Origin of the sequence: Pseudomonas sp. App30 (assembly GCF_047947025.1) — a bacterium.
Classification (GTDB): Bacteria; Pseudomonadota; Gammaproteobacteria; order Pseudomonadales; family Pseudomonadaceae; genus Aquipseudomonas.
The window spans coordinates 6,543,621-6,570,333 of the sequence record NZ_CP133165.1; the positions used below are offsets into that span (position 1 = coordinate 6,543,621).

The window sequence follows — 26,713 nt, forward strand, 5'->3', positions numbered from 1 at the left end:
GACGGACCGCGTTGCCTGGGACGCGGCCTGCGGCCGCTGCTACGGGTTACACCACATGCACCCCGCTTTGTACCCACAGGTGGTGACTCGGGTCCTCCTGGGGGGTGTATTGGGTATAGTCGACGCCGCCCGATTGTTCGCTGGCGTCGGCCACCCAGGTGCTGCCGGTCATGTGCACGCTGTCGTTGCTGCCCCCCTTGATGATCAGTTTGTCGGCGCCGGTCTCGGTGACCGCGATGATGTCCGCCAGGTTCAGCGTCAGGCTCACGGTGCCGGTGTTGGTGAGGTCGATGATCTCGATGTTGTGGATGCGGCTGGCCAGGTTGCCCAGGTCGATGGTGGCGTCGCCACCGGCCCATTGCAGGGTGTCGGTGCCGGTGCCGCCGTCCACCGAGGTGAAGTTCTGGTCGTGGACGATCAGGGTGTCGTTGCCGGCGCCACCGTTGAGGGTCACCGCGCCGCCGTGGCCGGCGTCCAGGGTGTCGTTGCCGCTGGTGCCCTGGATGACCTCGGTGGTGGTGGCCACCGCCGCCGTGGTGGCGGCGGTGCTGTCGTCGCTGACCAGCGCCAGGGCCGAGAAGGTGGCCACGGCGCCGGCCTGGTTGAGGTCGATGGTCAGGGTGGCGACGTCGGTGGTGCCGTTGGGGTGGGTGAGCTCGTAGGTGAACACGTCGGTGTGGCCGATCACCGCGTCGGTCAGGCCGGCATTGAGGGTGTACACGTAGCTGCCGTCGGCGTGCACCAGCAACGACCCGTAGGTGCCGGTCAGCGTGGTGCCGTTGTAGCCCGGCGTCACGTAGGTGCCGGCCAGCAACACGCTGAGCACGGTGTAGGCCGAGCCCAGCACGTCGGCGCCACCGCCGGCGGTGTCGGTGAGCAGGTTGCCGGTGACCGGGGTGTAGCTGCTGACCACGTTCTGGTTGGTGTAGGTGGCGGCGTTGGTGATGCTGGTGGTGATGGTGCTGAGAATGCCCAGCCCGGTCACCGCCACTTTCACCTGGTAGGTGCCGGCGGTCTGGTCGTCGAAGGTCACCCCGTAGTTGTTGCTGCCCAGGCTCAGCAGCGAGCTGCCACTGACGGTTTTCACCACCACGTAGACGCCCGAGCTGTTCATCTTGTACAGCGTCACCGTCAGGCCACCGGCAACGCTCAGCAGGTTGCTGGCGTTGAGGGTCACGGTCAGGTCACTGACCGTGTTGCTGGCGACGCTGGTGGTGTAGGTGGCGCTGCCGCCCAGCAGCGGCACGTTGAGGGTGCCCAGGGTGGAGGTGCTGGTGACCTCCTTGGCGGCCAGGGTGATGCTGGTGCTGGCGATGTCGTTGGTGGCGTCCACCACCACGGCCGGGCTGGCCAGGTTGGTGCTGCTCCAGGTTTCCGTGGCCTGGGGGCTGTCGATGCGCACGTAGAGGGTGGCGGTGGCGGTGCCCGCGGTGGGGTGCACCAGCTCGTAGCTGAAGGTGTCGACCTTGCCCACGCTGCTGGTGCTGCCGTTGGCGGTGTAGGTGTAGCTGCCGTCGGCATGGATCACCAGGGTACCGTACAGGCCCTGCACCGTGGTGCCGGCGCCGCTGGCGACGGTGACGTAGCTGCCGTTCACCAGCACCTTGAGCACCGCGAGGTTGTTGGGCCCCAACTGGTCGGCGACGCCGCTGGTGCCCAGGTCGGTGAGGACGTTGCCGGTGGTGGCGGCACCCGCGGTGCCGGTGAACTGGGTGAGGCTGGTGGTCTGCAGCGCCAGGTCGCTGGTGACGGTGGTCAGCAGGCCGATGCCGGTGCTGGAGACGACCAGTCTATAATCGCCGGCCAGCAGCGTGCCGATCTTCGCCTGCACCTGCTGCGAACCCAGGGTCAGCAGGTCCAGCAGGCCGCCGTTGCCGTTGATGTCCAGGGTCACCCAGGCGCCGCTGGCGTCCTTGACCTGCAGGGTGTAGACCACGCCGTTGAGCAGCGACACCAGGCTGCCGGCCGTGAGGGTCAGGGTCGGGGTGCCGGTGGTGCCGGCGCTGATGCTGAACGAATAGGTCTTGGAGAAGCCCGACAGCAGGGTGGTGAACGAGTCCGAGTAATGGGCGGTGCTGCTCACCGGCGCCAGGTTCACCGTGGCGGTGGCCAGGTCGTTGCTGGCCACCAGCGGGATGTTGGCGTCGATGTTGGTGGCCACCACGGTGGTGCCGGTGGAGACGTTGCCGCTGCCGTCGGTCAGGCTGACGGTGAGGGTCTCGCCATGGTTCTGGGCGCTGCCCAGGGTGACGCTGAACAGCCCGCCGCTGAGCACGGTGGCGGTGCCCAGCACCAGGCCGCTGGCGGATTTCACCGTGACGGTGCTGCCGGCCTCGCCGCTGCCGGTCAGGGTCAGGCCGTCGGCGCTGACCACAAGGCCCGTGGCCGCGGCCGGCGGGGTGAGGTCAGGCGCGGTGGCGGTGGCCGCCACCGAGACGTTGCCGCTGGGGTCGGCCTGGGTGACGGTCAGCACCTGGCTGTTGATTTGCGCGGCGATCGCCACCGAGAAGCTGCCGTTGGCCGCCACCGTGCCGGTGCCCAGCACGGTGGTGCCCAGCAGCACCTTGACGGTGGAGCCGGCCACGCCGGTGCCGGTGACCAGGGTGCCGCTGGCGTTGACCACCACGCCAGTGGGCGCGGCCGGCGCGGTGATGTCCGGCGCGGTCAGGCTGGCGGCGGCCGAGACGTTGCTGGCGGCGTCGCTCAGGCGCACGGTCAGCACCTGGCCGTCCAGTTGCGCGCTGTTCAACGTGAGGGTGAAGGTGCCGCCAGCGCCGACGGTGCCGGTGCCCAGGGCGGTGCCCGCGGCGTTGGTGACGGTCACCGTGGCGCCGATTTCGCCGCTGCCGGTGAGGGTCAGGCCGTTCGCTGCCAGGCTGACGCCGGTGGGCGCCGCCGGGGCCTGCACGTCGGCGGCGGTGAGGGTGGAGGCGGGCGATACGTTATTGGCGGCGTCGGCCTGGGTCAGGCTCAGCACCTGGCCGTTGAGCTGGGCGCTGCTCAGGGTCACGGTGAAGGTGCCCGCGGCGTTGACCACCGCGGTGCCCAGGGTGGTGGCGCCGCTGACCACGGTGACCGTGGCGCCGGCTTCGCCCTTGCCGGTCACCTGCAGGCCGCTACTGCTCAGCGCCAGGTCGGTGAGGGTGGCCGGCGCAGTGACGTCGGTGGCCACCAGGGTGGCGGTGGCCGAGACGTTGCCGGCGGCGTCGGCCTGGCTGACGTTGAGGGTCTGGCCGTTGAGCTGCGCCGCGTTGAGGGTGACGGCGAAGACCCCGCCGACCACGGTGGCAGTGCCCAGCACATCGCCGGCGCTGCTGCGCACGGTGACGGTGGCGCCGGTTTCACCCACGCCCGACAGCACCAGCCCGGCGCCGTTGAGGCCGAGCACGCTGGGGGCGGCGGGCGCGGTGGTGTCAGGGGCGGTGAGGGTGACCGCGGTCGAGCTGTTGTGGGCTGCGTCGGCCTGCACCGCACTGAGCAGCTGGCCGTTGGTTTGGGCGCTGCTCAGGGTCACGCTGAACGTGCCGGTGGCCCCCACCGTGCCAGTGCCCAGCACAGTGCTGCCGTTGCTGACCGTGACCGTGGCCCCGGCTTCGCCCCGGCCGGTGACGATCAAGCCGGTGACGTTGAGCGCCAGGTCGCTGATCGGGTCCGGCGCGGTGGTGTCCGCGGCTACCACGGTGGCGGGCAGCGAAGCGCCGCCGGTGCTGGTGGTGGCGGTAACCGACAAGGTCTGGCCGTTGGTCTGCGCGGCGTCCAGGGTCAGGGTGAACAACCCGCCGACCGTGGTCGTGCCGGTGCCGATCACCGTGCCGCTGGCGTTGTACACGGTGATGGTGCTGGAGGCCTCGGCCACGCCCGTCAGGGTCAGGCCGTTGGCGGCCAGCAACAGGTCGCTGGGCGCGTCCGGCGCCGGGTTCACCGGCACCGTCAGCACGGCGTCGAGGGAGTGGTTGCCCGCCGCGTCGGTCAGCACCACGTTCAACACGTCGTTGGCGTTGATGCCGGGGCTCAGGTTGATGACGAAGCTGCCGTTGGCGCCCACGGCGCCAGTACCCACGCTGGTGCCGCCGGCGTTGGTGACGGCCACGCTGGCCCCCACCTCGCCGCGGCCGGCCAACTGGCTGTGGTCGGCGCTGATGCTCAGGTTGGTGGCTGCGTCCGGCGCCGTGATGTCGGCAGTGGCGTAGGTCAGGGGCAGGGAATGGTTGCCGGCGGTATCGGTGGCCACCACCGACAGCACCTGGCCATTGGCCTGGGCCGGGGTCAGGGTGACGTGATACTGGCCATCAGCGCCAGTGGTGACGGTGCCCAGCAGGGTGCCGGCGGCGTTGGTGACGCTGATGACGCTGCCGATTTCGGCGGTGCCGTTGAGGGTGCCGCCGTTGTTGGTCAGCGAGGTCACCAGCGGCGCCGTTGGCGCGGTGATGTCCCGGGCGTCGAGGGTCTGCGCCGTCGAGGGGTTGAGCGCGGCGTCGGTCTGGATCACCGACAGCTGCTGGCCATTGAGCTGGGCGCTGGTAAGCAGGACGCTGAAGGTACCGTCGGCGGCCACGGTGGCGGTGCCGATGGGCAGGCCGCCAGAGGTGACGGTGACGATGGCATTGGCCTCGCCGGTCCCGGTCAGCACCAGGCCGCTGTTGCTCAGCGCCAGGTTGTCTACCTGGGCCGGCGGGGTGACATCGGCCGCGGTGTAGAGCAGGGCCGCGCCGTGGTTGCTGGCGCCATCGGTCTGCACCAGGGTCAGCACCTGGCCGTTGAGCTGCGCGGCGTTGAGGCCGACGCTGTAGCTGCCGTCGGCGTTTACCGTGGTGGTGCCCAGGGTGGTGCCGGTGGCCGAGGTGACAACCAGGGTGGCGCCGGCCTCGCCGGTGCCGGTCAGGGTCAGGCCGTCGGCGCTCAGGCTGGTGACCACCGGCGCGGCCGGGGCCGTCACGTCCAGGGCGGTGAAGGCAGTGGCGGTGGCGTTGTTGCCGGCCCCGTCCTGCTGCACCACCGAGAGCACCTGGCCGTTGAGCTGGGCGCTGGTCAAGGTAAGGGTGAAGGTGCCGTCGGCGGCCACGGTGCCGTTGCCCAGCACGGTGCCGGTGCCGGAGGTCACGATGACGCTGGCGCCGACCTCGCCGGTGCCGCTGAGCACCAGCCCGGCGGCGTCCAGGGCCAGGTTCTGCACTGGGTTCGGAGCGGTGGTGTCCGGCGCGAGCAACGTGGCGGTGGCCGAGACGTTGCCGGCGTCGTCGGTCAGGGTTACCCACACGGTCTGGCCGTTGGTCTGCGCTTGGCCAGCGGTGAGGGTGACGAGGAAATGCCCGGTGTTGTCCACGGCGCCGCCGTTGATCACGGTGCCGTCGGCCAGGGTGATTTTCACCGTGCTGCCGACTTCACCCGTGCCGGTCACTACCGTGCCGGTGGCGTTGAACTGCAGCTGGGCGGGCACGTCGGGCGGGGTCAGGTCCGGCGCGATGATCAGGGTCGGGCTGCTGACGTTGCCGGGTGGGTCGGCCTGCTGCACGCTCAGTTGCTGATGGTTGACCTGCGGGGTGCTCAGGCTGACGGCGAACGAGCCGTCCGCCAGCACCACGGTGCTGCCCAGCACGGTGCCGGCCGCGTCCTTGACGGTGACGGTGGCACCCGCTTCGCCGGTGCCGGTCACCAGGGCGCCGGCGGCGTTGATGGCGACGTTGGCCAGGTCTGCCGGCGGGGTGAAGTCCGGGGTGGTCAGGCTGGTGGCCGGCGAGACGTTGCCGGCGGCGTCGGCCTGTACCAGGGTCAGCACCTCGGCGTTGGTCAGCGCCGGGCTAAGCGTCAGGGTAAAGGTGCCGGTGCTGCCGACCACGGCCTGGCCCAACGGGTTGCCGTTGGCGTCAGTGACGGTGACGGTGGCCCCGGCTTCGCCGTGGCCGGTGATGCTGGCGCCGTCGCTGCCGATGGCCAGTTGCGTGAGCGCGGCTGGCGCAGTGGTGTCCACCGACACGTGGTTGGTGGCCGCCGAGGTGTTGCCGGCGGCGTCGGTCAGGGTCACCGCCAGGGTCTGGCCGTTGGCCTGCGGGGTGTTCAGGGTGACCTGGAAGGTGCCGTCCAGGCGCACGGTGCCGGTGCCCAGCAGGGTGCCGTCAGTGCCCATTACCTTGACCGTGGCGCCGGCTTCGCCGCTGCCCGACAGCACCAGGCCGTCGCTGCTGACGCTGGTGACGGTAGGGGCGTTCGGCGCGATCAGGTCAGGCGCGGTGAGGTTGACGCTGTTGGACTCGTTGCCGGCGGCGTCGGTCTGGCTGAGGCTGAGCACCTGGGCGTTGGTTTGCGGGGTGGTCAGGGTCAGGCTGAACGTGCCGTTGGCGCCGACCACGACGCTGCCCAGGACAATGCCGCCCTGGCCCAGCACGGTGACGGTGGCGCCGGCTTCGCCGCGGCCGGTCAGCGCGGCGCCATCGGCGGCCAGGTGCAGGTTGCTCAGCGGCGCCGGGGCGGTGACGTCGGCCGCGGTGAGGCTGGCCGGCAGCGAGTTGATGCCGTCGCTGGAGGTGGCGTTGGCCGCCAGCACCTGGCCGTTGAGCTGGGCGCTGGCCAGGGTGACGCTGAAAGTGCCGTCGTTGAGCACCAGGGCGCTGCCCAGCAAGGTGCCGGCGGCGTTGTGCACGCTGACCGTGCTGCCGGCGGTGGCGGTGCCGCTCAGGGTCAGGCCGTCGGCGCTGAGCACCAGGTTGGCGGGCGCAGGTTCGGCCAGGGTACCCGGCGCGGTGACCGAGGCGCTGGGCGAAGCGTTGCCGGCGGCGTCGGTCTGCACCACGCTGAGGTTGCTACCGGCGCTGGCGCTGGGGCTCAGGCCGACGCTGAAACTGCCGTTGCCGCCCACCACCACGGTGCCCAGCAGGGTGCCGCCGGCGTCACGCACGGTGACGGTGGCGCCGGCCTCGCCGCTGCCGGCCAGGGTGGCGCCGTCGCTGGCCACGGCCAGGTTGGTCACCGCCAGTGGTGCAGTTGTGTCAGCGGCGGTGAGGCTGGCCGGGCTGGAGACGTTGCCGGCCGCGTCGGTGGCGGTCACGGTCAAGGCCTGGCCGTTGGTTTGCGCGCTGTTGAGGGTGACGTGGAACACGCCGTCGCTGCCGCTGGTGATGGTGCCCAGCACGGTGCCCTGGGCGTTGGTGACGGTGACGGTGCTGCCGGCCTCGGCGTGGCCGGTCAGCTGCAGGCCGGCGCCGTTGAGTGCCAGGTCAGTGGGGCTGGCCGGTGGCGTCAGGTCCACGGCGGTGATGTCCACGGCCGTGGAGACATTGCCGGGCGGGTCTTCCTGGGTCACGGTGAGCACCTGCGCGTTGAGCTGCGCGGTGTTGAGGGTCAAGGTGAAAGCGCCGTTGGCGGCCACCAGGCCAGTGCCCAGCAGGGTGTTGTCGGCGCTGTAGACCTGCACGGTGGCGCCGGGCTCGCCGTGGCCGGTGACAGTGACGCCGTCGGCGTTGATCGCCACCTGGGTAAGGGCGGCGGGCGGCGTGGTGTCGGGGGCCACTTGGGTGACCGAGGCGGAGGTGTTGCCGCTGGGGTCGGTCTGGCTGACGTCGAGGACCTGGCCGTTGGTTTGCGCGGTGGTGAGGGTCACCGAGAAACTGCCGTTGCTGGCCACCACGGCAGTGCCCAGTGGGTTGCCGTTGCTGTCGGTGACGTGCACGGTGGCGCCGGGTTCGCCGCTGCCGTTGAGGGTGGTGCCGTCGTTGCTGATGGCCAGGCCGCTGACCACCGCCGGCGGGGTGGTGTCGACGGTGGCCAGGGTTGCGTCGGCGGAGACGTTGCCGGCGGCGTCGGTGAGGCTGACGTGCAGGGCGGCGCCGTTGGTCTGGGCGCTGCCCAGGCTGACCTGGAAGTTGCCGCTCTGGTCCACCGTGCCGGTGCCCAGCACGGTACCGTTGGCGTCGCGCACGGTGACCGTGGCGCCCACCTCGCCGGTGCCGCTGACCACGGTGCCGACGTTATTGATCGACAGGTTGGCGGCCGGGTTCGGCGCGGTCAGGTCGGGGGCCTGGGTGCTGGCCGGCTGCGAGACGTTGCCGGCGGCATCGCTCTGGGTCACGGTCAGCGCCTGGGCGTTGAGCTGCGGGGTGGTGAAGGTGACGACGAAACTGCCGTTGCTGGCCACCAGCGCGGTGCCGACCACGGCGCCGCTGGCGTCGGTCACCGCCACGCTGGCGCCGGCCTCGCCCTTGCCGGTGAGGGTGCTGCCGTTGGCCGCCACGGCGACGTCGGTGGGGGCGTCGGGGGCGGTGCTGTCGCTGGCCACCACGGTGGCCGGTACCGAGGTGTGGGTGCCGTCGCTGGCGGTCACGTGCAGGGTCTGCGCGTTGACCTGGGCAATGCGCAGCAGCACGCTGAAGCGCCCGCTGCTGTTGACCACCGCGGTGCCCAGGCTGGCGCCGCTGCTGTCCAGCACGTTGATGGTGGTGCCAGCGGTGCCGCTGCCGGTCAGGGTGCTGCCGTCGCTGGCCAGGGCCAGGTCACTGGGGCTGGCGACCTGGGTGCCGTCGGGGCCGGCCACGGTCCCGGGCTCGGACGTGTTGTTGGCCGCGTCGGTGCTGGTCACGCTCAAGGTGCTGCCGTTGGCGGCCGGGGTGGTCAGGGTCACCACGAACGCGCCATCACTGCCTGCGGTGCCGCTGCCCAGCAGGGTACCGCCGCTGTCGCGCACGGTGACGGTGCTGCCGGCCTCGGCGGTGCCGGAGACCTGGCTGCCGTCCGGGGTCACGGCGAGGTTGCCCGGCTGGGCCGGGTTGGTGGTGTCCGGGGCGGTGACGGTGGCCGGCAACGAGGTGTAGCTGCTGTCGGAGGCCGTGACCTGGAGGACTTCGGCGTTGAGCTGCGCAGAGGGCAGGGTGGCGGTGAAGTGGCCGTCGCTGCCGGCAGTGACGGTCACCAGCAGGTTGCCGTTGGCGTCCAGCACGCGCACGGTGCTGTTGGCCTGGGCGAGGCCGGTGAGCGTGGTGCCGCTTGCGTCCACCAGCAGTTCGCTGGGCGCGGGTGGCGCGGTGAGGTCCGGCGCGGTCAGGGTCTGGGTCGCCGAGGCGTTGGTGGCCGCGTCTTCCTGGTGCACGCTCAGGGTCTGGCCGTCCAGTTGCGCGGGGCTCAGGGTCACGCTGAAGCTGCCGCTGCCGGCCACCACGGCGCTGCCCAGCAGCGTGCCGCTGGCGTCGCGCACGTACACGGTGTCGCCGGCCGCGCCGGTGCCGGTGACGGTGGCGCCGTTGGGGCTGATGGCCAGGTTGTCGAGGCTACCGGGCGGCGTGGTGTCCGGCGCGGTGAAGCCGGCATCGGCGGAAACGTTGTTGTGCAGGTCGGTCTGGTTGACGTGCAGCACCTGGCCATCGGCCTGGGTGCCGCTCAGGGGCACGCTGAAGCTGCCGTTGTCGTTCACCGTGGCGAAGCCCAGCAGGGTGCCGTCCTGGGCGTAGACGCGCACGGTGGCGCCGGCCTCGCCGACGCCGCTGAGGGTGTTGCCATCGCTGCTCAGGGTGAGCTGCGTGGGCGCGTCGGGGGCCTGGGTGTCCGGGGCGGTCAGGGAGCTGCTGGGCGACGGGTTGCCGGCGGCATCGGCCTGCGCCACGGTCAGGGTCTGGCCGTTGGTTTGCGCGGTGCCCAGGGTGATCTGGAACAGGCCGTTGCTGCCCACCACGGCGCTGCCCAGGGAGGCGCCGTTGGCGTCCTTGACGGTGACGGTGGCGCCCACTTCGCCGTGGCCGCTGACGACGGCGCCGTTGGCGGAAATGCTCGCGTCGGTGATCTGCGCCGGTGGCGTCAGGTCGGGGGCGCTGACGCTGGCGGGCGTCGACGGGTTGCCGGCGGCGTCGGCCTGCACCACCAGCAGCGCCTGGGCGTTGGTTTGCGGGGTGGTCAGCAGGACGCTGAAATGGCCGTCGGTGCCCACCGTGGCGGTGCCGATCACGGTGCCGGACGGGTCGCGCACGGTGATGCTGGCGTTGGCTTCGCCATTGCCGGTCAGCTGCGTGCCGGTGGCGTTCACCGCCAGGTCGGTGACCGGGGCGGGCGCTTGGGTGTCGGGGGTGACATAGCTCACCGGCCCGGCGCCGTTGCCGGTGCTGTCGGTGGCGCTCACCAGCAGGGTCTGGCCGTTGTGCTGCGGGCTGCTCAAGGTGACGCTGAAGGTGCCATCGGCGGCCACCACGGCGGTGCCGAGCACGGTGCCGGTGGTGCTGGTGACGGTGATGTGCGCGCCGGCCTCGCCGACGCCGCTGAGCACGGTGCCGGCGCTGTTGACGGCCAGGTTGCCCGGTTGCAGCGGGCCGTCCAGGTCCGGTGCGTTGATGTCGGCGACGGCCGAGGGGTTGCCGGCGGCATCGGCCAGGGTCACGTGCAGGGCCTGGCCGTCGACCTGGGCGCTGGCCAGGGTCACGCTGAAGCTGCCGGTGGCCGAGACCACGGCGCTGCCCAGCACGTTGCCGGCGGCGTCCTTGACGGTGACGGTGGCGCCGACTTCGCCGCGCCCGGTCAGCAGCAGGCCGTTGTTGCTCACGGCCAGGTCGGTGGCCGCGGCGGGGCCGGTGATGTCGGGGGCGGTGACGGGGACGCTGACCGAGACTTCGCTGTTGCTGTCGGTGGCCTGCACGCTGAGCACTTCGCCGTTGGCCTGGTTGGGGAGCAGGCTGACGATGAAGGTGCCGTCTGAAGCCACCACGCCGGCGCCGATCACGGTGCCGTTTTTGTCGAGCACCTGGATCGCATTGCCGGCGGTGCCGGTGCCGCTCAGTTGCGAACCATCGTCGTTGACCTGCAGGTTGGCCGGCGTGCCGGGGCCGTCGGCGTCCGGGGCGACCACGACAACCGCAGGCGAGGCGTTGCCGGCGGCGTCGGCCTGGGTGATGCGCACGGTGTCGCCCTCGGTAACGGGCGGTTGCAGGGTGACTTCGAAGGTGCCATTGGCGTTGACCAGGCCGCTGGCGATGACCGCGTTGTTGCTGTCGCGCACGGTGACGGTGGCGCCGGGTTCGCCTGTGCCCGACAGCGCCTGGCCATCGGCGCTGATCACCACGTCGGTGACCGCGTCGGGGCGGGTAGTGTCGGCGGCCACCAGCAGCGTGGGCGTGCTGGTGTTGCCGGCTGCGTCGGTGGCGGTGACGTCCAGGTGCTCGCCATTGGTCTGGGCGCTGCTCAGGGTCAGGCTGAAGGTTCCGTCGGCGTTGGCACGGGTGAGGCCGATCACCTGGCCTTGGTTGTCATGCACCAGCACCCGCGAGCCGGCTTCAGCGGTGCCGGTCAGGGTCAGGCCGTCGGCACTCAAGACCAGGTTGCCGGGCTGCGCCGGGGCGGTGAGGTCGGGGGCGGTGAGCGCGACGTTGGGCGAGACGTTGCCGGCAGGGTCGGTGAGGGTTACCTGCAGGGTTTGGCCGTCGTTTTGCGCGGGGCTGAGGCTGATGCTGAACAGGCCGTCGCTGCCGACCACGGCGGTGCCCAGCACGGTGCCGTTGGCGTCGATCACGGTGGCGGTGGCGCCGGCTTCACCGTGGCCGCTGACCAGGCTGCCGCTGCCGCTGATGGCCACGTCAGTGGCAGGTGCGGGTGGGGTGGTGTCCGGCACGCTGAGGTCGGGCGCTTGCGCAGTGGCGGCGGGCGAGCTGTTGCCGGCGGCGTCGGTGTCGATCACTGTCAAGGCCTGGCCGGCGGTTTGCGCCGGGGCCAGGGTGACGCTGAAGCTGCCGTCGCTGGCCACCAGGGCGGTGCCCAGCACGGTGCCGTCGGCGCCTTTCACGGTGATGGTCGAGCCGGCTTCACCGGTGCCGGTGAGGGTGGTGCCGTCGGCGTTCACCGCCAGGTTGCCGGGCACGGCCGGCGGGGTGGTGTCGGCCGCGACCAGGGTGCCGGGCGCCGAGCTGTTGCCGGCGGCGTCGGTGAGGGTGACGTTGAGTGTCTCGCCGTTGGTCTCGGGCTGGTTCAGGGTTATCTGGAAGTGCCCGTCGCTGCCCACGGTGCCAGTGCCCAGCACGTTGCCGGCGCTGTCACGCACGGTCACGCTGCTGCCGGGTTCGCCGTTGCCGCTCAGGGTTAGGCCGTCGCCGGTCAGGGCCAGGTCGGCGGGGGCGGCGGGCGCGGTGGTGTCCGGGGCCACGATGATGCCGGGCGCCGAGGTGTTGCCGGCGCCGTCGGTGAGGGTCACGTCGAGGGTCTGGCCGTTGTTCTGGGCGCTGCCCAGCGGCACCTGGAAGCTGCCGTCGCTACCCACGGTGCCGGTGCCCAGCACGTTGCCGGCGCTGTCACGCACGGTCACGGTGCTGCCGGGTTCGCCCAGCCCGCTCAACAGCAGGCCGTTGGCCGACAGCGCCAGGCCCGTGGGGGCGTCGGGCGCGGTGGTGTCGACAGCGGTGCCACCACCGCCGCCGCTTCCGCTGCCGCCGCCGGTGCCTACCGCGGCTGCCGTGGCGCCGCCGGCCCCCAGCAGGCCGAGGCCGGCGATAGCCCATTCGGGCGTGGCACTGCCGACCACGGCAACGCCGGCCAGCAGGTCGTCGATAGAAGAGACTTCGGCAAAGGTGAAACCGTTGAAGCTTTCGGCGCTGTATTGCGCCTGCCACAGGGTGCCGTTGTCACCCTGGAACACCATGTCGCTGTGCACACCCTGGGGGTTGGCCTTGAAGAAGTTGTCGACCCGCACCTGTTCACCGTTTTTCAGGTGCAGCACCGCGGCATCGCCGCTACGGCCGACGGACGCCACCTGCTGGGGGGGCACGGGGATCTGTACCACGGCGGGGTCTTGCAGGGAAACGTTGCCAAACGCTTGGGCAGTGACTTGGGCAGTGGCTTTGTCAGCGACGACGATATTGTCCATTATCGGCTCTTCCTTTCGCTTCTTCCGTCACCACACAGCAAATGGCGTGGTGATCGCTACGGCTCGCCGGGCACGGCAACGCCGAAAAATCCTGTACGAATTGGATCCTTCATGTATAGCAAATGGATACGAAAGCGTCGGCTAGCTTGGGCGCTAGCAGCGATTGCGCGACAGGCGGCAGAGGGATTGGGCGGGGGTAATCTAGGTATGACCGGGGTGTTGGGAAAAGGTGCTTTTTTTGTACAGGTTTTTATCAGACCCATGAATATGCCTGTGGGAGCTGGCTTGCCAGCGAGCTTTGCGGCGATTGAAAAGCTCGCTGGCAAGCCAGCTCCCACAAGACAGTTGCTGCTACGCAGTGCCTCTGTAGCAGCGGCCCCAGGCCGCGTCATGGGCGCCACGGTGTGCCTGGTGCACCGCGCATGCAAGGCGCAGCCTGTGGGAGCTGGTCCGCCCGGCGAGCATGACGGTTTGCTCACGGCCAATCCAGGTGTTCACCGCTTTCATGGTCAGGCCCGGCTGCTGCGCGGCCTCGCTGGGGTAATACACCGCGGCCTCACCGGTGACGATCTGCAGGGTGATTTTCTGCTCGGAAACGGTGAGGGAGGCCATCGAGGTGGTGCTGATAAAAAGATCCATTTCATCAGTCCGTGTATCGTGATTGGTGCTTATGGTATCGGCGGTGATACGTGGTGCTTGAGTGGTAGGACGCAGCCTGCGGCAACTGCTACGCGGATGCGTAAACCGTTTAGACCGCGTCGCCTGCATCGCGGCCAAGGCCGGCTCCTACCACGAACGGCGTAGGAGCCGACTTTAGTCGCGATGCAGACGACGCCATTTCAAGGCAGTTGCTGCCAAGAGTTGCGCGAGGCATGCCGTGGACTTGCTGGCAAGCCAGAGCTGCCACTCAAGCGGCTTTCTGGTGGGCCGCCTTCTTCATGGCTTCCATTTGTGTCCCCAGTTCTTCCAGCTTCGCGTCGCCCAGAAGTTCCTGCGCCTGGGGAAACATCTCGCTTTCTTCTTCCTCGATATGGTGCTCGAGCAGTTCCTTGACCACCTTCACCCGGCCGGAAAACTCCACTGTGCCGGGGTCAGTTGCCTGCAGGTCGGGCAATACCAGTGAGTCCACCGTGCGGTGTTCTTCCTTGGCCTCGTAGTACATCACGTCCTGCTCTTTGCTACCCGCTGCCTTGAAGGCGGGGTACAAAATCTCTTCTTCCAGCTGGGTGTGGAGGGTGATTTCCATCTCCAGCTTGGCCAACAGGTCGGTGCGCTTTTTCACGCCGCGCTCGGTGGAGTCGCTCAGTTGCTCGAGAATGGCTTTCACGCGTTTGTGGTCGGCCACCAGCAGTTCGATTGCATTCATTTTCCAGTACCCCTATCACGGTTGACGGACCGATCTGACTGCCGATCCTGGGAGAAGCTGGAAGAGTGGTGCATCGGCTATGCCACTTTCGACCACCGGTACAATCCGTTATTTGCCAAGGGCTTGGGTGATGGTCCAGTGCTTGCTCGCCGTGCACATTGCATGAATGCCGCTTGGCGCGGTGTGCAGATAGCGGCGCGGTTCCTCAATGACCACTGGCGTTGCTGTCCAGGGGAAGCGTCTGGCCGTGGTGCAATACCGTGAAGGCGTCGTCCGCCAAACCTGCGGCCTTGGTCGCCTCAAGCAGCTTTTTCGGTGGTTCGTCCAGCGGCTCGTCGGTCAGCTCGAAGGTGCCCCAGTGGATGCCGATGGCCTTTTTCGCCCCAATGTCCTGGAAGACTTTCACGGCCTCGCCCGGGTCCACGTGCTGCGGGCCCATGAACCAGCGCGGCGCGTAGGCGCCGATGGGAATCAGCGCCAGGTCGAAGCCACCGAAGGCCTTGCCGATGCGCTTGCTGTCGTTGGAATAACCGGTGTCGCCGGCGAAGTACAGCGAGAACGGCTGCGCAGCCGCCGGTGGCGTCTTCACCGCCCAGCCGCCCCACAGGGTGTCGTTGCGATCGCCCAGGCTGCGCGCGGACCAGTGGGTGGCCGGCACGAACCAGAAGTCCAGGCCGGACACCCGGGTGTGGTCGCTCCAGTCCAGCTCCTCGACGTTGTCGATGCCCTTGTCGGCCATCCATTGCTTGATGCCCAGCGGCACCAGGAAGCGCGGCGGGCCGCCGACCTGCTGGTTCAGCGCCTGCACGCTGGCGGTGTCGAGGTGGTCGTAATGGCTGTGGGAGATCAGCACCACGTCGATGTGCGGCAGCTGGTCCAACGCCAGCCCAGGCGCAACCTTGCGCTTGGGCCCGATGAAGGAGAACGGCGAGGCGCGCTCGGAGAACACCGGGTCAGTGAGGATGTTCACGCCGTTGATCTGCAGCAGGGCGCTGGCGTGGCCGATCCAGGTCAGGGTGTTGCGGGTGTGGTTGGCCTTGAGCGCGGCCACGTCGGGGTGGTCGATGGGGAACTGGTAGTTATTGGCCGGTGGTGGCGGCAGGCGGTTGATGAAGGCGTTCCAGCGCCACTTCCAGACACTGCCGCGGGCCAGGGGGCCGTCGTTGTTTTCGAAATGGCCGTCTGTGCGCGGGGCGTGGTGGATGTCACTGGCGGCCAACTGTTCGGGCGAGGGCGCCAGCGGCGGCTCGCCGCCAGCGCTGGCGCAGGTGGCGGCGCAGAGTAGCGAGAAACCGCATAACAGGGCGCTGGGGCGAATGGGCACGGGGCAATCCTTGTGGCGGGGGGCGGTATCGAGTGTAGATAGCCTGGGTGCAGCACCGGTTCCGAAAAAATCAGGCAGTAAAAATGCTAGGGCGGATTACGGCGGTTTCTTGACCGTGATTGATTTTTAATCGTTCTGATGTATTGTTAATCAAGGTTAGGCATCAACAGCCGGAGTATTTGTCATGGCAACCACTATGAAAACCCGCTCAGTCACCGCGCACATTCCTATTGAGTTGGCAGAGCAGATTGATCTCATGGCTGAACGGTTGGAGCGTTCGAAAAACTGGATCGTCAAACAGGCGCTCACTGCCTGGCTGGACCAGGAAGATGAGCGCAATCGCTTGACTCATGAGGCATTGGCAGATGTCGATGCTGGTCAAGTCATCGATCACCAGGCTGTACAGGCCTGGGCTGACAGCCTGGGTACCGACAAGCCGCTGCCGGTCCCTCGCTGATGGAATTGAAGTGGACCCAAAAGGGACTCTCTGACCTGGCCCGGCTTTACGAGCATCTTGCGGTTGTCAATCAGCCTGCTGCAGCCCGTGTGGTTCAACAGCTAACGGCTGCACCGGCGACGTTGCTGACGAACCCGCGAATCGGTGAGCGACTCGAGGAATTCGAGCCGCGTGATGTGCGCCGCATTGTGGTTGGGCAATATGAAATGCGTTACGAAATTGCGGGTTCTACCGTGTATTTGCTGCGCCTCTGGCATACCCGCGAAGCGCGCTGAGCCCGCCTGCACCTCGGCACCAGCGGTAAATGGCGTCACGCCGTGGCATGCTCACGCACGCCCGGCTGGAACCCATGCGCCCGGGCCCCGGCGGCGATCACCAGTGCCACCCCCAGCAGCGCCAACACTGCCCACGGGAACACGCCAATTCCGGCGTACTCCAGCAATATCCCACCCAACACCCCGGCGCCGGTAATCGCGCCGTTCCAGGCCACCACGTTCATCGACAGCGCCACGTCGGCGCCGGGGCCGGCGCTGTCGGCCAGGGCGGTCTGTAGCAGGGTCGCCGCGCCACCGAAGCTCAGCCCCCACAGCAGCACCGCCACTGCCACCACCGTTGGCTGGCTGCCGGCGACGCCCAGCAGCAGGGCGACGGCGGCGAAGGTGGCGAGGCTGAGCAGCACCGCGTGGCGCAGGTAGTGGTCCACCAGGCGCCCGGTGACCCAGATGCCCAGCAACGCCGCCACGCCGAACGCCAGCAGCACCAGGTCGACCCGTGCGCCCAGCCCGGCGCGGGCCACGAAGGGGGCGATGTAGGTGTAGAGAAGGTTATGGGCCAGCATCCAGGCGATGACCACTGACAGCACCGGGCGCACGCCCGGCGTAGCGAGCACGTGGCGCAGCGGCAGCTGTTCATCGCTGGCCTGGCCGGGGAAGTTCGGCACCTTGGCGAGGACCCAGCCCACCAACCCGAGGGTGACCGCCGACATCACCCAGAAGGTCGCGTGCCAACCCAGCAGCGTGCCCAGCCAGGTGCCCAGCGGCACGCCAAGGGACAACGCGATGGGCGTGCCGACCATGGCGATGGCCATGGCCTTGCCCTGTTGCCGGGGCTGCACCATGCGCCGGGCGTAGCCGGCCAGTTGGCTCCAGGCCAGGCCCGCCGCCATGCCGGCGCCGAAGCGTGCGGCCAGGGTCAGCCAATAGTGGCTGGACCAGGCGGTGACCGAGTTGGACAGCAGAAAACCGATGATGCTCAGCAGCAACACGCTGCGCCGCGACCAGCTGCGCGTAGCCAGCACCAGGGGGATGGCGGCCAGCACCGAGCCCAGGGCGTAGGCGCTGATCATCTGGCCGGCCAGCGCGGCACTGATGCCCAGGCCAGCGCTGATCTGCGGCAGCAGGCCGGCGGGCAGGGTTTCGGTGGCAATGCACAGAAAGCCGGTCATAGCCAGGGCGAGCAGGGCGGCCAGGGGCAAGGGGGGCGAGGGGTTCATGGGGGGTCCTTGAGATAAGTTATGTATCGGTCGGTATATATATACCCAGAGAAACCGACCGATTGTCAATAACTTCTGTATCGATTAGTATTTAAGTCCGTCGCCACCCGGAGTTCGCCATGGCACAAATGGGCCGCCCCCGTTCCTTTGATCGTGACCACGCCGTTGAACAGGCGATGCTGCTGTTCTGGGAGCACGGTTACGAAGCCACCTCGCTCAGCCAGCTCAAGGCCAGCATGGGCGGCATCTCCGCGCCCAGCTTTTATGCCGCCTTCGGCTCCAAGGAGGTGCTGTTCCGCGAGGCGGTGGCCCGCTACCTGGCCAGTCACGGGCAGGTCACCGAATGCCTGTGGGACGCTGAACTGCCGCCGCGCCAGGCGATTGAAACGGCGCTGCGGCGCTCGGCGCGCATGCAATGCGCGGCCGGCCACCCCAAGGGCTGCATGGTCAGCCTGGGGGTGATGAGCGCGCCCAGCGCCGAATACGCCACCGTGGCGGCGCCGTTGACCGCGTCACGCGAGCGCACCCGGGCCGGTCTGTTGCAGTGCGTGGAGCGCGGGGTGGCCAGCGGTGAGTTGCGCGAGGCGACCCATGCGCAGGTGCTGGCCACGGTGTTCGACAGTTTCCTGCTGGGCCTCTCGACCCTGGCGCGTGATGGTGTGACATGCGAGCAGATCGATGCCGCGATCGGTCAGGTGATGTGCGTATGGGATAGCGCCTCCCAACCGCCCCTGTAGCAGCTGCCGCAGGCCGCGTCATAAAGCGCCGCGGTGCGCCTGATACACCGCAGTTGCAAGACGCCGCCTGCGGCAGCTGCTACGGGCTCTGTAGCGTCCCGGGATTTGGTGCGTGGTAACATTGGCGTCCATCCCCGAGTACCCCCCATGCCCACCCCCATCGCCCGGTTCACCGAAGGCTCTATCGCGCGTCATGTCCTGGCCATGGCCAGCACCAGTGCGTTGAGCCTGCTGGCGGTGTTCATGGTGGATATCCTGACCTTGGTCTACGTCTCGCGGCTGGGCGACCAGCGCCTGCTGGCGGCGGTGGGGCTGGCCAAGACGTTGATGTTCCTCAACGGCGCGTTCGCCGCCGGGGTGGTGATTGCCGGCGGTGCGCTGCTGTCGGAGCGCATCGGCAAGCATGGCGGCCGGCGGCTGGCACGGCTGGTGACGCACCTGTTGCTGATGGTGCTGGCGGTGGCGGCAAGCGTGGCGGCGCTGGAATGGCTGGCCATGGCGCCGCTGGCCCGCTGGCTGGGTGCCGACCCCGGCGCCTATGCCTCGGCCCGTGGGTTCGTGTGCATGACCCTGGCCGCCAGCGTGCCGGTGGCGCTGGCGCAGATGAGCGCACAGCTGCTCAAGGCCCAGGGCCACGTGCGCCTGGCGCTGTGGGTGCTGCTCAGTGGTGCGCTGACCCTGGCAGTGGCCGACCCGCTGCTGATCCTCGGGCTGGGCATGGGCCTGCAGGGCGCAGGCTGGTCGTGCGCGCTGGCGGCACTGGTGTCAATGCTGGTAGGACTTTACTGGCTCAAGCGCCACCTGGGCCTGGCGCTGCGCCTGAACGCCCGGTTGCTGTGCCTGCACATCGGCCGCACGGCGCGGCTGGCGGTGCCGGCGATACTGGGCAACCTGGCCATGCCCGTGGGCATCAGCTACCTGATGATCACCCTGGCCGGGCTGGGCGCCTCGGCGCTGGCCGGCATGGCGGTGGTGGACCGCGTACTGCAACTGGGCTACTGCGTCTATTTTGCCCTGCCCACGGCGCTGGTGCCGGTGCTGGCGCAGAACCTGGGCGCCGGCCGTCATGACCGGGTGCGCCAGGCCATCGCCTTTACAGCCCGCGGGGTGGTCCTCTATGGTGTGGCGTTCTGGCTGCTGGTGCTGCTGGCGGGGCCACTGGTGGCCGACTATTTCCACCTGCAGGGCAACGGCCGCGACATTTTCCTCACGGTGACGCGCCTGGGCATGGGCCTCTGGGTGCTGTTCGGCCTGGACTTCGTCGCCCAGTCGCTGTTCCTCACCCTGGGCCGTGCCTGGTGGGTGCCTACCTTCGGCTGGCTGCGCGGCACCCTGGGCACCCTGCCATGGGTGTACGCCGGTGCCCACGGCCATGGCGCCAGCGGCGCGGTGCTGGGCATGTGGCTGGGCAACGCGGTGGTGGCGCTGCTGGCGATCATCACCGCCTGGCGCCTGCTGCGCCGGGCCAATCAATGAATTCAAGTGCAACGGGTTTTTATGTCAGATACGGATAACCAGCACGATGCGGCGCAGCTGCCAGCGCCCAAGCGCCGGCGCGCGCCCAAGGGCGAGATGCGCCGCATGGCGTTGCTGGACGCGGCCACGCAAGTGTTCGCCAGGGACGGTTACCAGGGCGCGTCGATGCGTGACGTGGCCGACATCGCCGGCATCACCACCGTCGGCCTGCTGCACCATTTTCCCAACAAGGTGGCGCTGCTGCGGGCCTTGCTCGACCGTCGCGACCAGCGCGTGACCGAACGCTTCAGCGAACTGGAAACGGCGCCCACCCTCGATGGCTTCCTGCGCTTTCTGCGCATGAGCATGGGGTTCAGCGTGGAGGATGCGGCGGAGTGCCAGGCGGCACTGATGATCAACGTCGAGAGCCTGTCGGACAAGCATCCGGCGTTTCCCTGGTACCAAGAGAAATTCGAGGTGGTGCATGGCCACGCCCAAGCGCACCTGGCGTCACTGGTGGCCAGCGGCGCGATCCGCGCGGACGTGCAACCCAGGACCCTGGCCCTGGAGCTGTTCTCGGTGATGGACGGCCTGCAGATCCAGTGGCTCAGGGGGCGGGACAGCGTCGACGTGATGCAGGTGTTCGACGCCTACCTGGGCCGCCTGGCCAAGGACCTGCAGCCTCATCCTTGAGGCTGCATCAATTGCTTAATAGGTCTGCGAGGTGGACACCTGCACGGCCTTGCGCAGTGGCTTGGGCAGCGGGTTGCTGTCGCGGGTGGTCATTTGCTCGGCGTACAGCGTGGTCAGGGTCTGGCTCAGCGACAGGTCGGCGGAGCTGGTGCCGACGCGGATCTTGAACTTGCCGGCATCGACGTTCCAGCTGTCGGTGTTGTCCACGTAGTAGGCCAGCGAACGCGAGTCCAGCGGGATGCTCACGGTCTTGCTCTCGCCCGGCTTGAGGTACACCTTGGTGAAGCCCTTCAGCTCTTTCTCGGGACGGTCGACGCTGGGGTTCACCGGCTGCACGTACAGCTGCGCCACTTCATAGCCGGCCTTAGCGCCGGTGTTGGTGATGGTGAACGTGGCGTTGACGGTGGCGCCCGGGGTCAGCACGTTGGTCGACAGTTTCAGGTCGCTGTAGCTGAACGTGGTGTACGACAGACCGAAGCCGAACGGGTACAGCGGCTTGGTGTTGCGCTTGTCATACGCGCGGTAGCCCAGGTACAGGCCTTCGCTGTAGGTCAGCTGGGTGAGGGCGTTGTCGCCACGGTACTGCGCCGGGTCCGGGTAGGAGGCGTAGCTGGCGTTGTCCTCGATCTGCTTGTCGATGGTGACCGGCAGCTTGCCCGACGGGTTGACCTTGCCGAAGATGATCTCCGCCAACGCCTGGCCGCCTTGCTGGCCTGGCAGCCAGGCTTCCAGGGTAGCGCCGACTTTCTTCGCCCATGGCTGCATGTTGGCGATGCCGCCGCCGTGCATCACCACGATGGTGTTGGGGTTGGCCTTGGCCACCGCGGTGATCAGGTCAGCCTGTTGGTCGGGCAGGTCGAAACCGTGGTCCGAACCTTCGCCTTCGTTCTCGTAGTTGGTGCCGGCAGACACCACCACCGCGTCGTACTTGGACAAGTCCTTAGGCGCAGCCAGTGCCGCCCAGCTCATCTGCACGCCCGCCAGGCCGCCCAGGGCCGGGGTGAAGTTGCCCTGCACGCGCTCGTACTCGAGTTTCACGGTGTAGGCCTTGCCGGCGGTCAGCGAGGCGGTCTTGCCCGAGGTGACCAGGGCGTTGACCACGTCGGAGGAGTACGGCACGCCGTCGCTCTGCAGCACCAGCACGTCGTTCACCCACAGCTTGTAAGGGCCGTCGGCGCGCACTTTGAACACCTGCGGGCCGGTCACGGTGGGCTTGATCACGCCGGTGAAGCGCGCCGAGAACGCTCCCGCGGTCGGGGTGAAGCCTGACACGGTGGTGGTGCCGGCGTTGGTGACGTTGGTGCTGGTGGTCCAGTTGAGGTTCACGCCGGGCTCCACGCGGGTCAGCGCCGGGTCGCCGGAGAAACTGGTGTTGGCGTAGTACTCGGCCTTGATGCCGGAGTTGCTGACGTCGCTGCTGCCGCTGGACGGCTGGTACCACACCGACGCCTGCGGGTTCAGGCTCAGGGCTGGCAGGTAGGTGACGTTGCTGCTGTCGGACGCCAGCTGCTGCAGGCCGCTGAGTTCGGTCACGTAGCTGTTGGGTGGCGAGTTGGCGGTGCCGAACGGCGAGCCCGGGGCCTGGTACGCCCAGTCACCGATCACGGCGATCTTCGCGCTGCGCGCCAGGGGCAGCAGCGGGGCGCCGGCGCTGGTGTTTTCGTTGCGCAGCAGGATGGTGGACTCGCGCGCGGTGTCCAGCGCGGCCTTGGCGCCGTACTCGGTGTGGGTCAGGGTCTGCGCGGTGTTCAGGTGTTCCTGCAGGTCATAGCTGACGATGCCGCGCAGGTTGCGCTTGACCTTGTCGTCGATGACGTTCTGGGTCAGCTGGCCGCTGTACAGCAGTGGCAGCAGGTTGGCCTCGGTGAATTGCAGGCCCGACGGCATGTCGATGTCGGTGCCGGCCCAGGCGCCCTTGAAGGCATCGTGGATGGCGTTGAAGTCACTGATCACCATGCCCTGGTAGCCCCATTCGCCCTTGAGCACGTCGGTGATCAGGTGATGGTTCTCGCAGGCGTAGTCGCCGTTGATCTTGTTGAAGCCGCACATGATCGACGCCACGTTGGCGTTCTTGACCATCGACTCGAAGCCCGGCAGGTACATCTCGCGCAAGGTGCGCTCATCCACCACCACGTTCACCGCCTGGCGGTTGGCTTCCTGCTCGTTGGCCAGGTAGTGCTTGCCGCTGGCCTGGATGCCCTGGGCCTGGATGGCGTTGACCACGGCCGGGGCCAGCACGGCGCCGAGGAACGGGTCTTCACCGCTCAGGTACTCGGCCGCGCGGCCGCCGTAGGGGGTGCGGTACAGGTTGACGCCCGGGGAGAGCATCTGCTGGCCGCCGGAGATGCGCGTCTCGTAGGCGATGGCCAGGCCGAATTCCTTGGCGCGGTTGATGCTCCAGGTGGCGGCGATGGCCGATTGCGACGGGTACTGCGCGCCGAAGGTGGCGTTGTTGACGTGCACGCCCATGGACGAGTCATAGGCCACGGTGCCCTGGATGCCCCACTTGGTCAGCTTGGGGATCATGTGGCCGTCGTCGACGCGGGTGAAGTTGATCTTCTCCGAGGTGCTCATGTTGTCGAGGATCGAGCTGACCCGCGCTTCCACTGCATCGCCGGTGGCCGGGGTGACTTCGGCCAGCGCCAGGTTGGCCTGGGCCACGCTGAAGGCCAGCACGCTGAGGCTCAGCGCCTGCTTGAATACCCTGCTCATTGTTGCTGCTCCTGGCTGGGGGCGTCGTCGGTGACCACCGGGTCGTCTTGCACGGTGGCGGCGGTGGCCTGGGCGGCCTTGCTCACGCTGGCGGCGCCGGACAATTGATCGCGCTTGGCTTCCAGTTGTTCGCGAAGTTGCTCGTGCGTGTTGGTCGTGGAAGTTGTATCCGCCGCCAGCGCACAGAAACTCTGGGCGCACAAGAGCACAGTGCCCATGACGGGCAACATGAGTCGGTTCATCGATTGATTCTCGAGTGAAGGTTAAATGATGGCACTTCGATGTTATTGCGAAGTTGCGCCGAAGTGTAAGTCCCGATGATGCCTTTAAAAGTTCAATGTTCGCAAAGATATTTTTCCGAACGGATAAAAAACGACGGAAAAGCGATGAAGGGGCATACGGGTGAGGGGGCGATACTGGCTGAATTCTTCATGAATAATGGAAAAATGTTATGTTTTGTTGCGTAAAAATTGCGTTATTTGGGTGTGTTCTGGTGTTGAACGGTCATTAAAAGCAATAAATAACCAATTTGGTAAACCTAATTGCAGTTAGGTTTTAGGCTCTGGTAAGCTGTGTCAGCGTTGAAAAATACGCTCGCTCATTCTATTGATACTTTCCTGTTAGTTGCTCGCCTGGGCTGTTTCGTGCGTCAAGTACGAAGGCGCAAGTGTGCGTTTATTATTAAATACTTCGTGGCCTGGCCATCGAGCGATACTGTGTCGTCAGTCATAACGTCCGCCGGGTGCGTGCAACTTCCCACGCAACTCGAATTGTGCCAGTGGTTGGCCGAACATGCTGAAGCCAAAGTCTCGGACATTAACCGGGCGCGCAAGCTGTGCCTGGCCGAAAGTGGCAGCGACGACGACATCCTGCGCACCCTGGTGCGCCTGGGCGCCGTGCGTGACGAAGAGGTGGCCCAGGCCTGCGCAGCCCTGCTGGGCGTGCCGCGCCTGGACCTGGCCCAGCTGCCTGGCGACGCCGCGCCGCCGCTGTTGGGCAGCGAGCGTTTCCTGCGCCACCATGGCCTGGTGGTGCTTGACGCCCAGCCGGCGCACATCGAGGTGGCTGCCAGCGCGCCGCTGTCGGCGTACGCCCTGGACGCCCTGCGTTACTGCGCCCAGCGGCCGCTGACGCTGGTGATCGCCACCGCCGCCGAGGTCAACACCCTGATCGAACGCTTCCACGGCCAGGGCCGCAGCGCCATGGACGCGCTGATCGAGTCCCTGGACGGCGAGCCAGACGCCCAGGAAGACATCGAGCACCTCAAGGACCTGGCCTCCGAGGCGCCGGTGATTCGCCTGGTCAACCTGATCCTGCAGAAGGCCGTGCAGGACCGCGCCTCCGACGTGCACGTGGAGCCCTTCGAGGACCAGCTGCAGGTGCGCTACCGCGTCGACGGCCTGCTGGTGCAGGGCGAGGCGCCGCCGCCCAGCCTGGCGGCGGCGGTGATCTCGCGCTTGAAAATCATGGCCCGGCTGGACATCGCCGAGCGGCGTTTGCCGCAAGATGGCCGCATCATGCTGCGCATCCAGGGCAAGGAGCTGGACCTGCGGGTGTCGACGGTGCCCACCAGCTTCGGCGAGTCGGTGGTGATGCGCCTGCTCGACCGGCAGACCGTGAGCTTCGATTTCCCCACCCTGGGCATCGACGGCCCGCGCCTGCACAGCCTGCTGGAGCTGCTCGAACGCCCCCACGGCATCTTCCTGGTCACCGGCCCCACCGGCTCGGGCAAGACCACCACGCTGTACACCGCGCTGTCGCGGCTCAACACCGCCGAGCGCAAGATCATCACCGTCGAAGACCCGGTGGAGTACCAGCTGGCGGGCATCAACCAGATCCAGGTGAAACCGGCCATCGGCCTGGATTTCCCGGGGGCGCTGCGCTCCATCGTGCGCCAGGACCCGGACGTGATCATGATCGGCGAGATGCGCGACCTGGAAACCTGCCGCATCGCCATCCAGTCGTCGCTCACCGGCCACCTGGTGCTGTCTACCCTGCACACCAACAGCGCCGCGGCGAGTATCACCCGCCTGCTGGACATGGGCGTGGAGCACTACCTGATTGCCTCGACCCTGCAGGGCATCCTCGCCCAGCGCCTGGTGCGGCGCCTGGACCCGGCCACCCGGGTGGCCTTCGAGGCGCCGCGGGAGCTGATCGCGCGCCACCGGCTGGACCAGTACACCGCACAGCGGCCCATTGTGCTGTACCGCCCGGCCACCGACAGCCCTGGCGGCGGTTACCACGGCCGCAGCGCCATCACCGAACTGCTGGTGATGAACGACGAACTGCGCAGCCTGCTGATGCGCCAGGCCGACGCCGCCACCCTTGAAGAGGCCGCGCGCCGCCACGGCCTGGTGACCCTGTACGAGGACGGCCTGCGCCAGGCGCTGGCCGGCATCACCTCGCTGGAAGAAGTGCTGCGCGTGGCACGGGGCGACTGACATGCAGACCTTCCGTTACCGCGCCCTGGCCGCCGACGGCGCCGCGCACAAGGGCAGCCTCGACGCCGCCAGCGAACAGGCGGCCGTGGCCCAGTTGCAGGCCCGTGGCTGGCTGGTACTGAGCCTAGAAGCCGGCAGCGCGCGCAGCGCCCGCGCCAGCCAGGCCATGAACGGCGCCGCCCTGGTCAGCTTCACCCAGCAACTGGCCACGCTGCTGGGCGCCGGCCAGCCGCTGGAGCGCTCCCTGGGCATCCTGCTCAAGCAGACCCAGGAAGCCAAGGCCCGCGCGCTCATCGAACGCATCCGCGAGCAGGTCAAGGCCGGCAAGCCGCTGTCCCAGGCCCTGGAAGAAGAGGGCGGGCAGTTCTCCACGCTGTACATCAGCATGGTTCGCGCCGGCGAGGCGGGCGGTGCTTTAGAGAACACCTTGAGGCAGCTCAGCGACTATCTCGAACGCAGCCAGACCCTGCGCGGCGAGGTGATCAACGCGCTGATCTACCCGGCGTTCCTGGTGGTTGGCGTGTTGGGCTCGCTGGCCCTGCTGCTGGCCTACGTGGTGCCGCAGTTCGTACCGATTTTCCGCGACCTGGGCGTGCCGATTCCGCTGATTACCCAGGTGATCCTGGCCATGGGCGAGTTCCTCAGCGCCTGGGGGCTGGTCGTTCTCGCCGGCCTCATCGTCGTCATCTGGGGCAGCGCCATCGCCCAGCGCGACCCCGCCCGGCGCCAGCGCAACGACCTGCGCCTGCTGAAGATCAAGGTCATCGGCCCGCTGCTGCAACGCATCGAGGCCGCGCGCCTGGCGCGCACCCTGGGCACCTTGCTGAGCAACGGCGTGGCCCTGCTGCAGGCGCTGCTGATCGTGCGCCAGGTGTGCAGCAACCGCGCCATCGTCGCCCAGGTGGAGCAGGCCACCGACTGGGTCAAGGGCGGCGGCACCCTGGCCAGCGGCCTGAGCCAGGAGCTCCCACAAGGCAGGTCGCAATTGCTGCTGCCCGAATTGGCCATCCAGATGATCGACGTCGGCGAACAGGCCGGCGAGTTGGACGGCATGCTGCTGAAAGTCGCCGAGGTGTTCGACGTCGAAGCCAAGCGCGGCATCGACCGCCTGCTCGCAGCGCTCGTGCCCACGCTCACGGTGGTCATGGCGGTGATGGTCGCCGTGATCATGCTCGCCATCATGCTGCCGCTGATGAGCCTCACCAGTAACATTTAA

14 protein-coding genes are annotated in these 26,713 nt (G+C 68.1%); 7 read left to right on the forward strand and 7 right to left on the reverse strand.

Going from position 1 to position 26,713, the window contains the following annotated elements:
* Positions 1 to 46 precede the first annotated feature (46 nt).
* The 4 genes from RAM80_RS30205 to RAM80_RS30220 all read right to left on the reverse strand — a co-directional run bounded on the left by RAM80_RS30205 (position 47) and on the right by RAM80_RS30220 (position 15,510).
* Positions 47 to 12,820, reverse strand: a complete 12,774-nt coding sequence (locus RAM80_RS30205; RefSeq protein WP_416424031.1) for a BapA/Bap/LapF family large adhesin — start codon at positions 12,818 to 12,820, stop codon at positions 47 to 49.
* A 351-nt stretch (positions 12,821 to 13,171) separates the two neighbouring features.
* Positions 13,172 to 13,459: a hypothetical protein gene (locus RAM80_RS30210; RefSeq protein ID WP_416424032.1), complete on the reverse strand. Its 288-nt coding sequence runs from the start codon at positions 13,457 to 13,459 to the stop codon at positions 13,172 to 13,174.
* A 268-nt stretch (positions 13,460 to 13,727) separates the two neighbouring features.
* The gene (locus RAM80_RS30215; protein WP_416424033.1) at positions 13,728 to 14,186 is read right to left on the reverse strand and encodes a hemerythrin domain-containing protein; all 459 of its coding nucleotides are present in this window, start codon (positions 14,184 to 14,186) and stop codon (positions 13,728 to 13,730) included.
* A 205-nt stretch (positions 14,187 to 14,391) separates the two neighbouring features.
* Positions 14,392 to 15,510: an MBL fold metallo-hydrolase gene (locus RAM80_RS30220; protein WP_416424034.1), complete on the reverse strand. Its 1,119-nt coding sequence runs from the start codon at positions 15,508 to 15,510 to the stop codon at positions 14,392 to 14,394.
* A 184-nt stretch (positions 15,511 to 15,694) separates the two neighbouring features.
* On the opposite strand from RAM80_RS30220, the gene RAM80_RS30225 reads away from it, so the two are divergent.
* A complete protein-coding gene (locus RAM80_RS30225; RefSeq protein WP_416424035.1) occupies positions 15,695 to 15,967 on the forward strand; it encodes a CopG family ribbon-helix-helix protein in 273 nt (90 codons plus the stop codon).
* Positions 15,967 to 16,242, forward strand: coding sequence for a type II toxin-antitoxin system RelE/ParE family toxin (locus RAM80_RS30230; RefSeq protein ID WP_416424036.1), 276 nt, complete (start codon positions 15,967 to 15,969; stop codon positions 16,240 to 16,242). Before RAM80_RS30225 ends, RAM80_RS30230 begins: the two co-directional genes overlap by 1 nt.
* Positions 16,243 to 16,277: 35 nt before the next feature.
* On the opposite strand, the gene RAM80_RS30235 is transcribed toward RAM80_RS30230, so the two are convergent.
* Positions 16,278 to 17,459 (reverse strand): MFS transporter, encoded by a 1,182-nt coding sequence (locus RAM80_RS30235; RefSeq protein ID WP_416424037.1) that lies wholly within the window; start codon positions 17,457 to 17,459, stop codon positions 16,278 to 16,280.
* A 119-nt stretch (positions 17,460 to 17,578) separates the two neighbouring features.
* Here RAM80_RS30235 and RAM80_RS30240 point away from each other — a divergent pair, with 119 nt between their 5' ends.
* From RAM80_RS30240 to RAM80_RS30250, 3 genes are all read left to right on the forward strand, one after another.
* A complete protein-coding gene (locus RAM80_RS30240) occupies positions 17,579 to 18,196 on the forward strand; it encodes a TetR/AcrR family transcriptional regulator (RefSeq protein ID WP_416424038.1) in 618 nt (205 codons plus the stop codon).
* 147 nt (positions 18,197 to 18,343) lie between these two features.
* Complete coding sequence (locus RAM80_RS30245) at positions 18,344 to 19,672, forward strand: MATE family efflux transporter (protein ID WP_416424039.1); 1,329 nt, start codon at positions 18,344 to 18,346, stop codon at positions 19,670 to 19,672.
* A gap of 21 nt (positions 19,673 to 19,693) precedes the next feature.
* On the forward strand, positions 19,694 to 20,344 hold the full coding sequence (locus RAM80_RS30250) for a TetR/AcrR family transcriptional regulator (protein WP_416424040.1): 651 nt from the start codon (positions 19,694 to 19,696) through the stop codon (positions 20,342 to 20,344).
* A gap of 15 nt (positions 20,345 to 20,359) precedes the next feature.
* On the opposite strand, the gene RAM80_RS30255 is transcribed toward RAM80_RS30250, so the two are convergent.
* Together RAM80_RS30255 and RAM80_RS30260 are read right to left on the reverse strand one after the other, a co-directional pair.
* Positions 20,360 to 23,056: a glycoside hydrolase family 3 protein gene (locus tag RAM80_RS30255; RefSeq protein ID WP_416424041.1), complete on the reverse strand. Its 2,697-nt coding sequence runs from the start codon at positions 23,054 to 23,056 to the stop codon at positions 20,360 to 20,362.
* The gene (locus RAM80_RS30260) at positions 23,053 to 23,286 is read right to left on the reverse strand and encodes a hypothetical protein (RefSeq protein ID WP_416427592.1); all 234 of its coding nucleotides are present in this window, start codon (positions 23,284 to 23,286) and stop codon (positions 23,053 to 23,055) included. The genes RAM80_RS30255 and RAM80_RS30260 overlap by 4 nt, the downstream gene beginning before the upstream one ends.
* A gap of 516 nt (positions 23,287 to 23,802) precedes the next feature.
* Between RAM80_RS30260 and gspE the strand changes: the two genes are divergently transcribed.
* Complete coding sequence (gene gspE / locus RAM80_RS30265; RefSeq protein WP_416424042.1) at positions 23,803 to 25,497, forward strand: type II secretion system ATPase GspE; 1,695 nt, start codon at positions 23,803 to 23,805, stop codon at positions 25,495 to 25,497.
* A 1-nt stretch (position 25,498) separates the two neighbouring features.
* Positions 25,499 to 26,713: a type II secretion system inner membrane protein GspF gene (gene gspF / locus RAM80_RS30270; protein ID WP_416424043.1), complete on the forward strand. Its 1,215-nt coding sequence runs from the start codon at positions 25,499 to 25,501 to the stop codon at positions 26,711 to 26,713.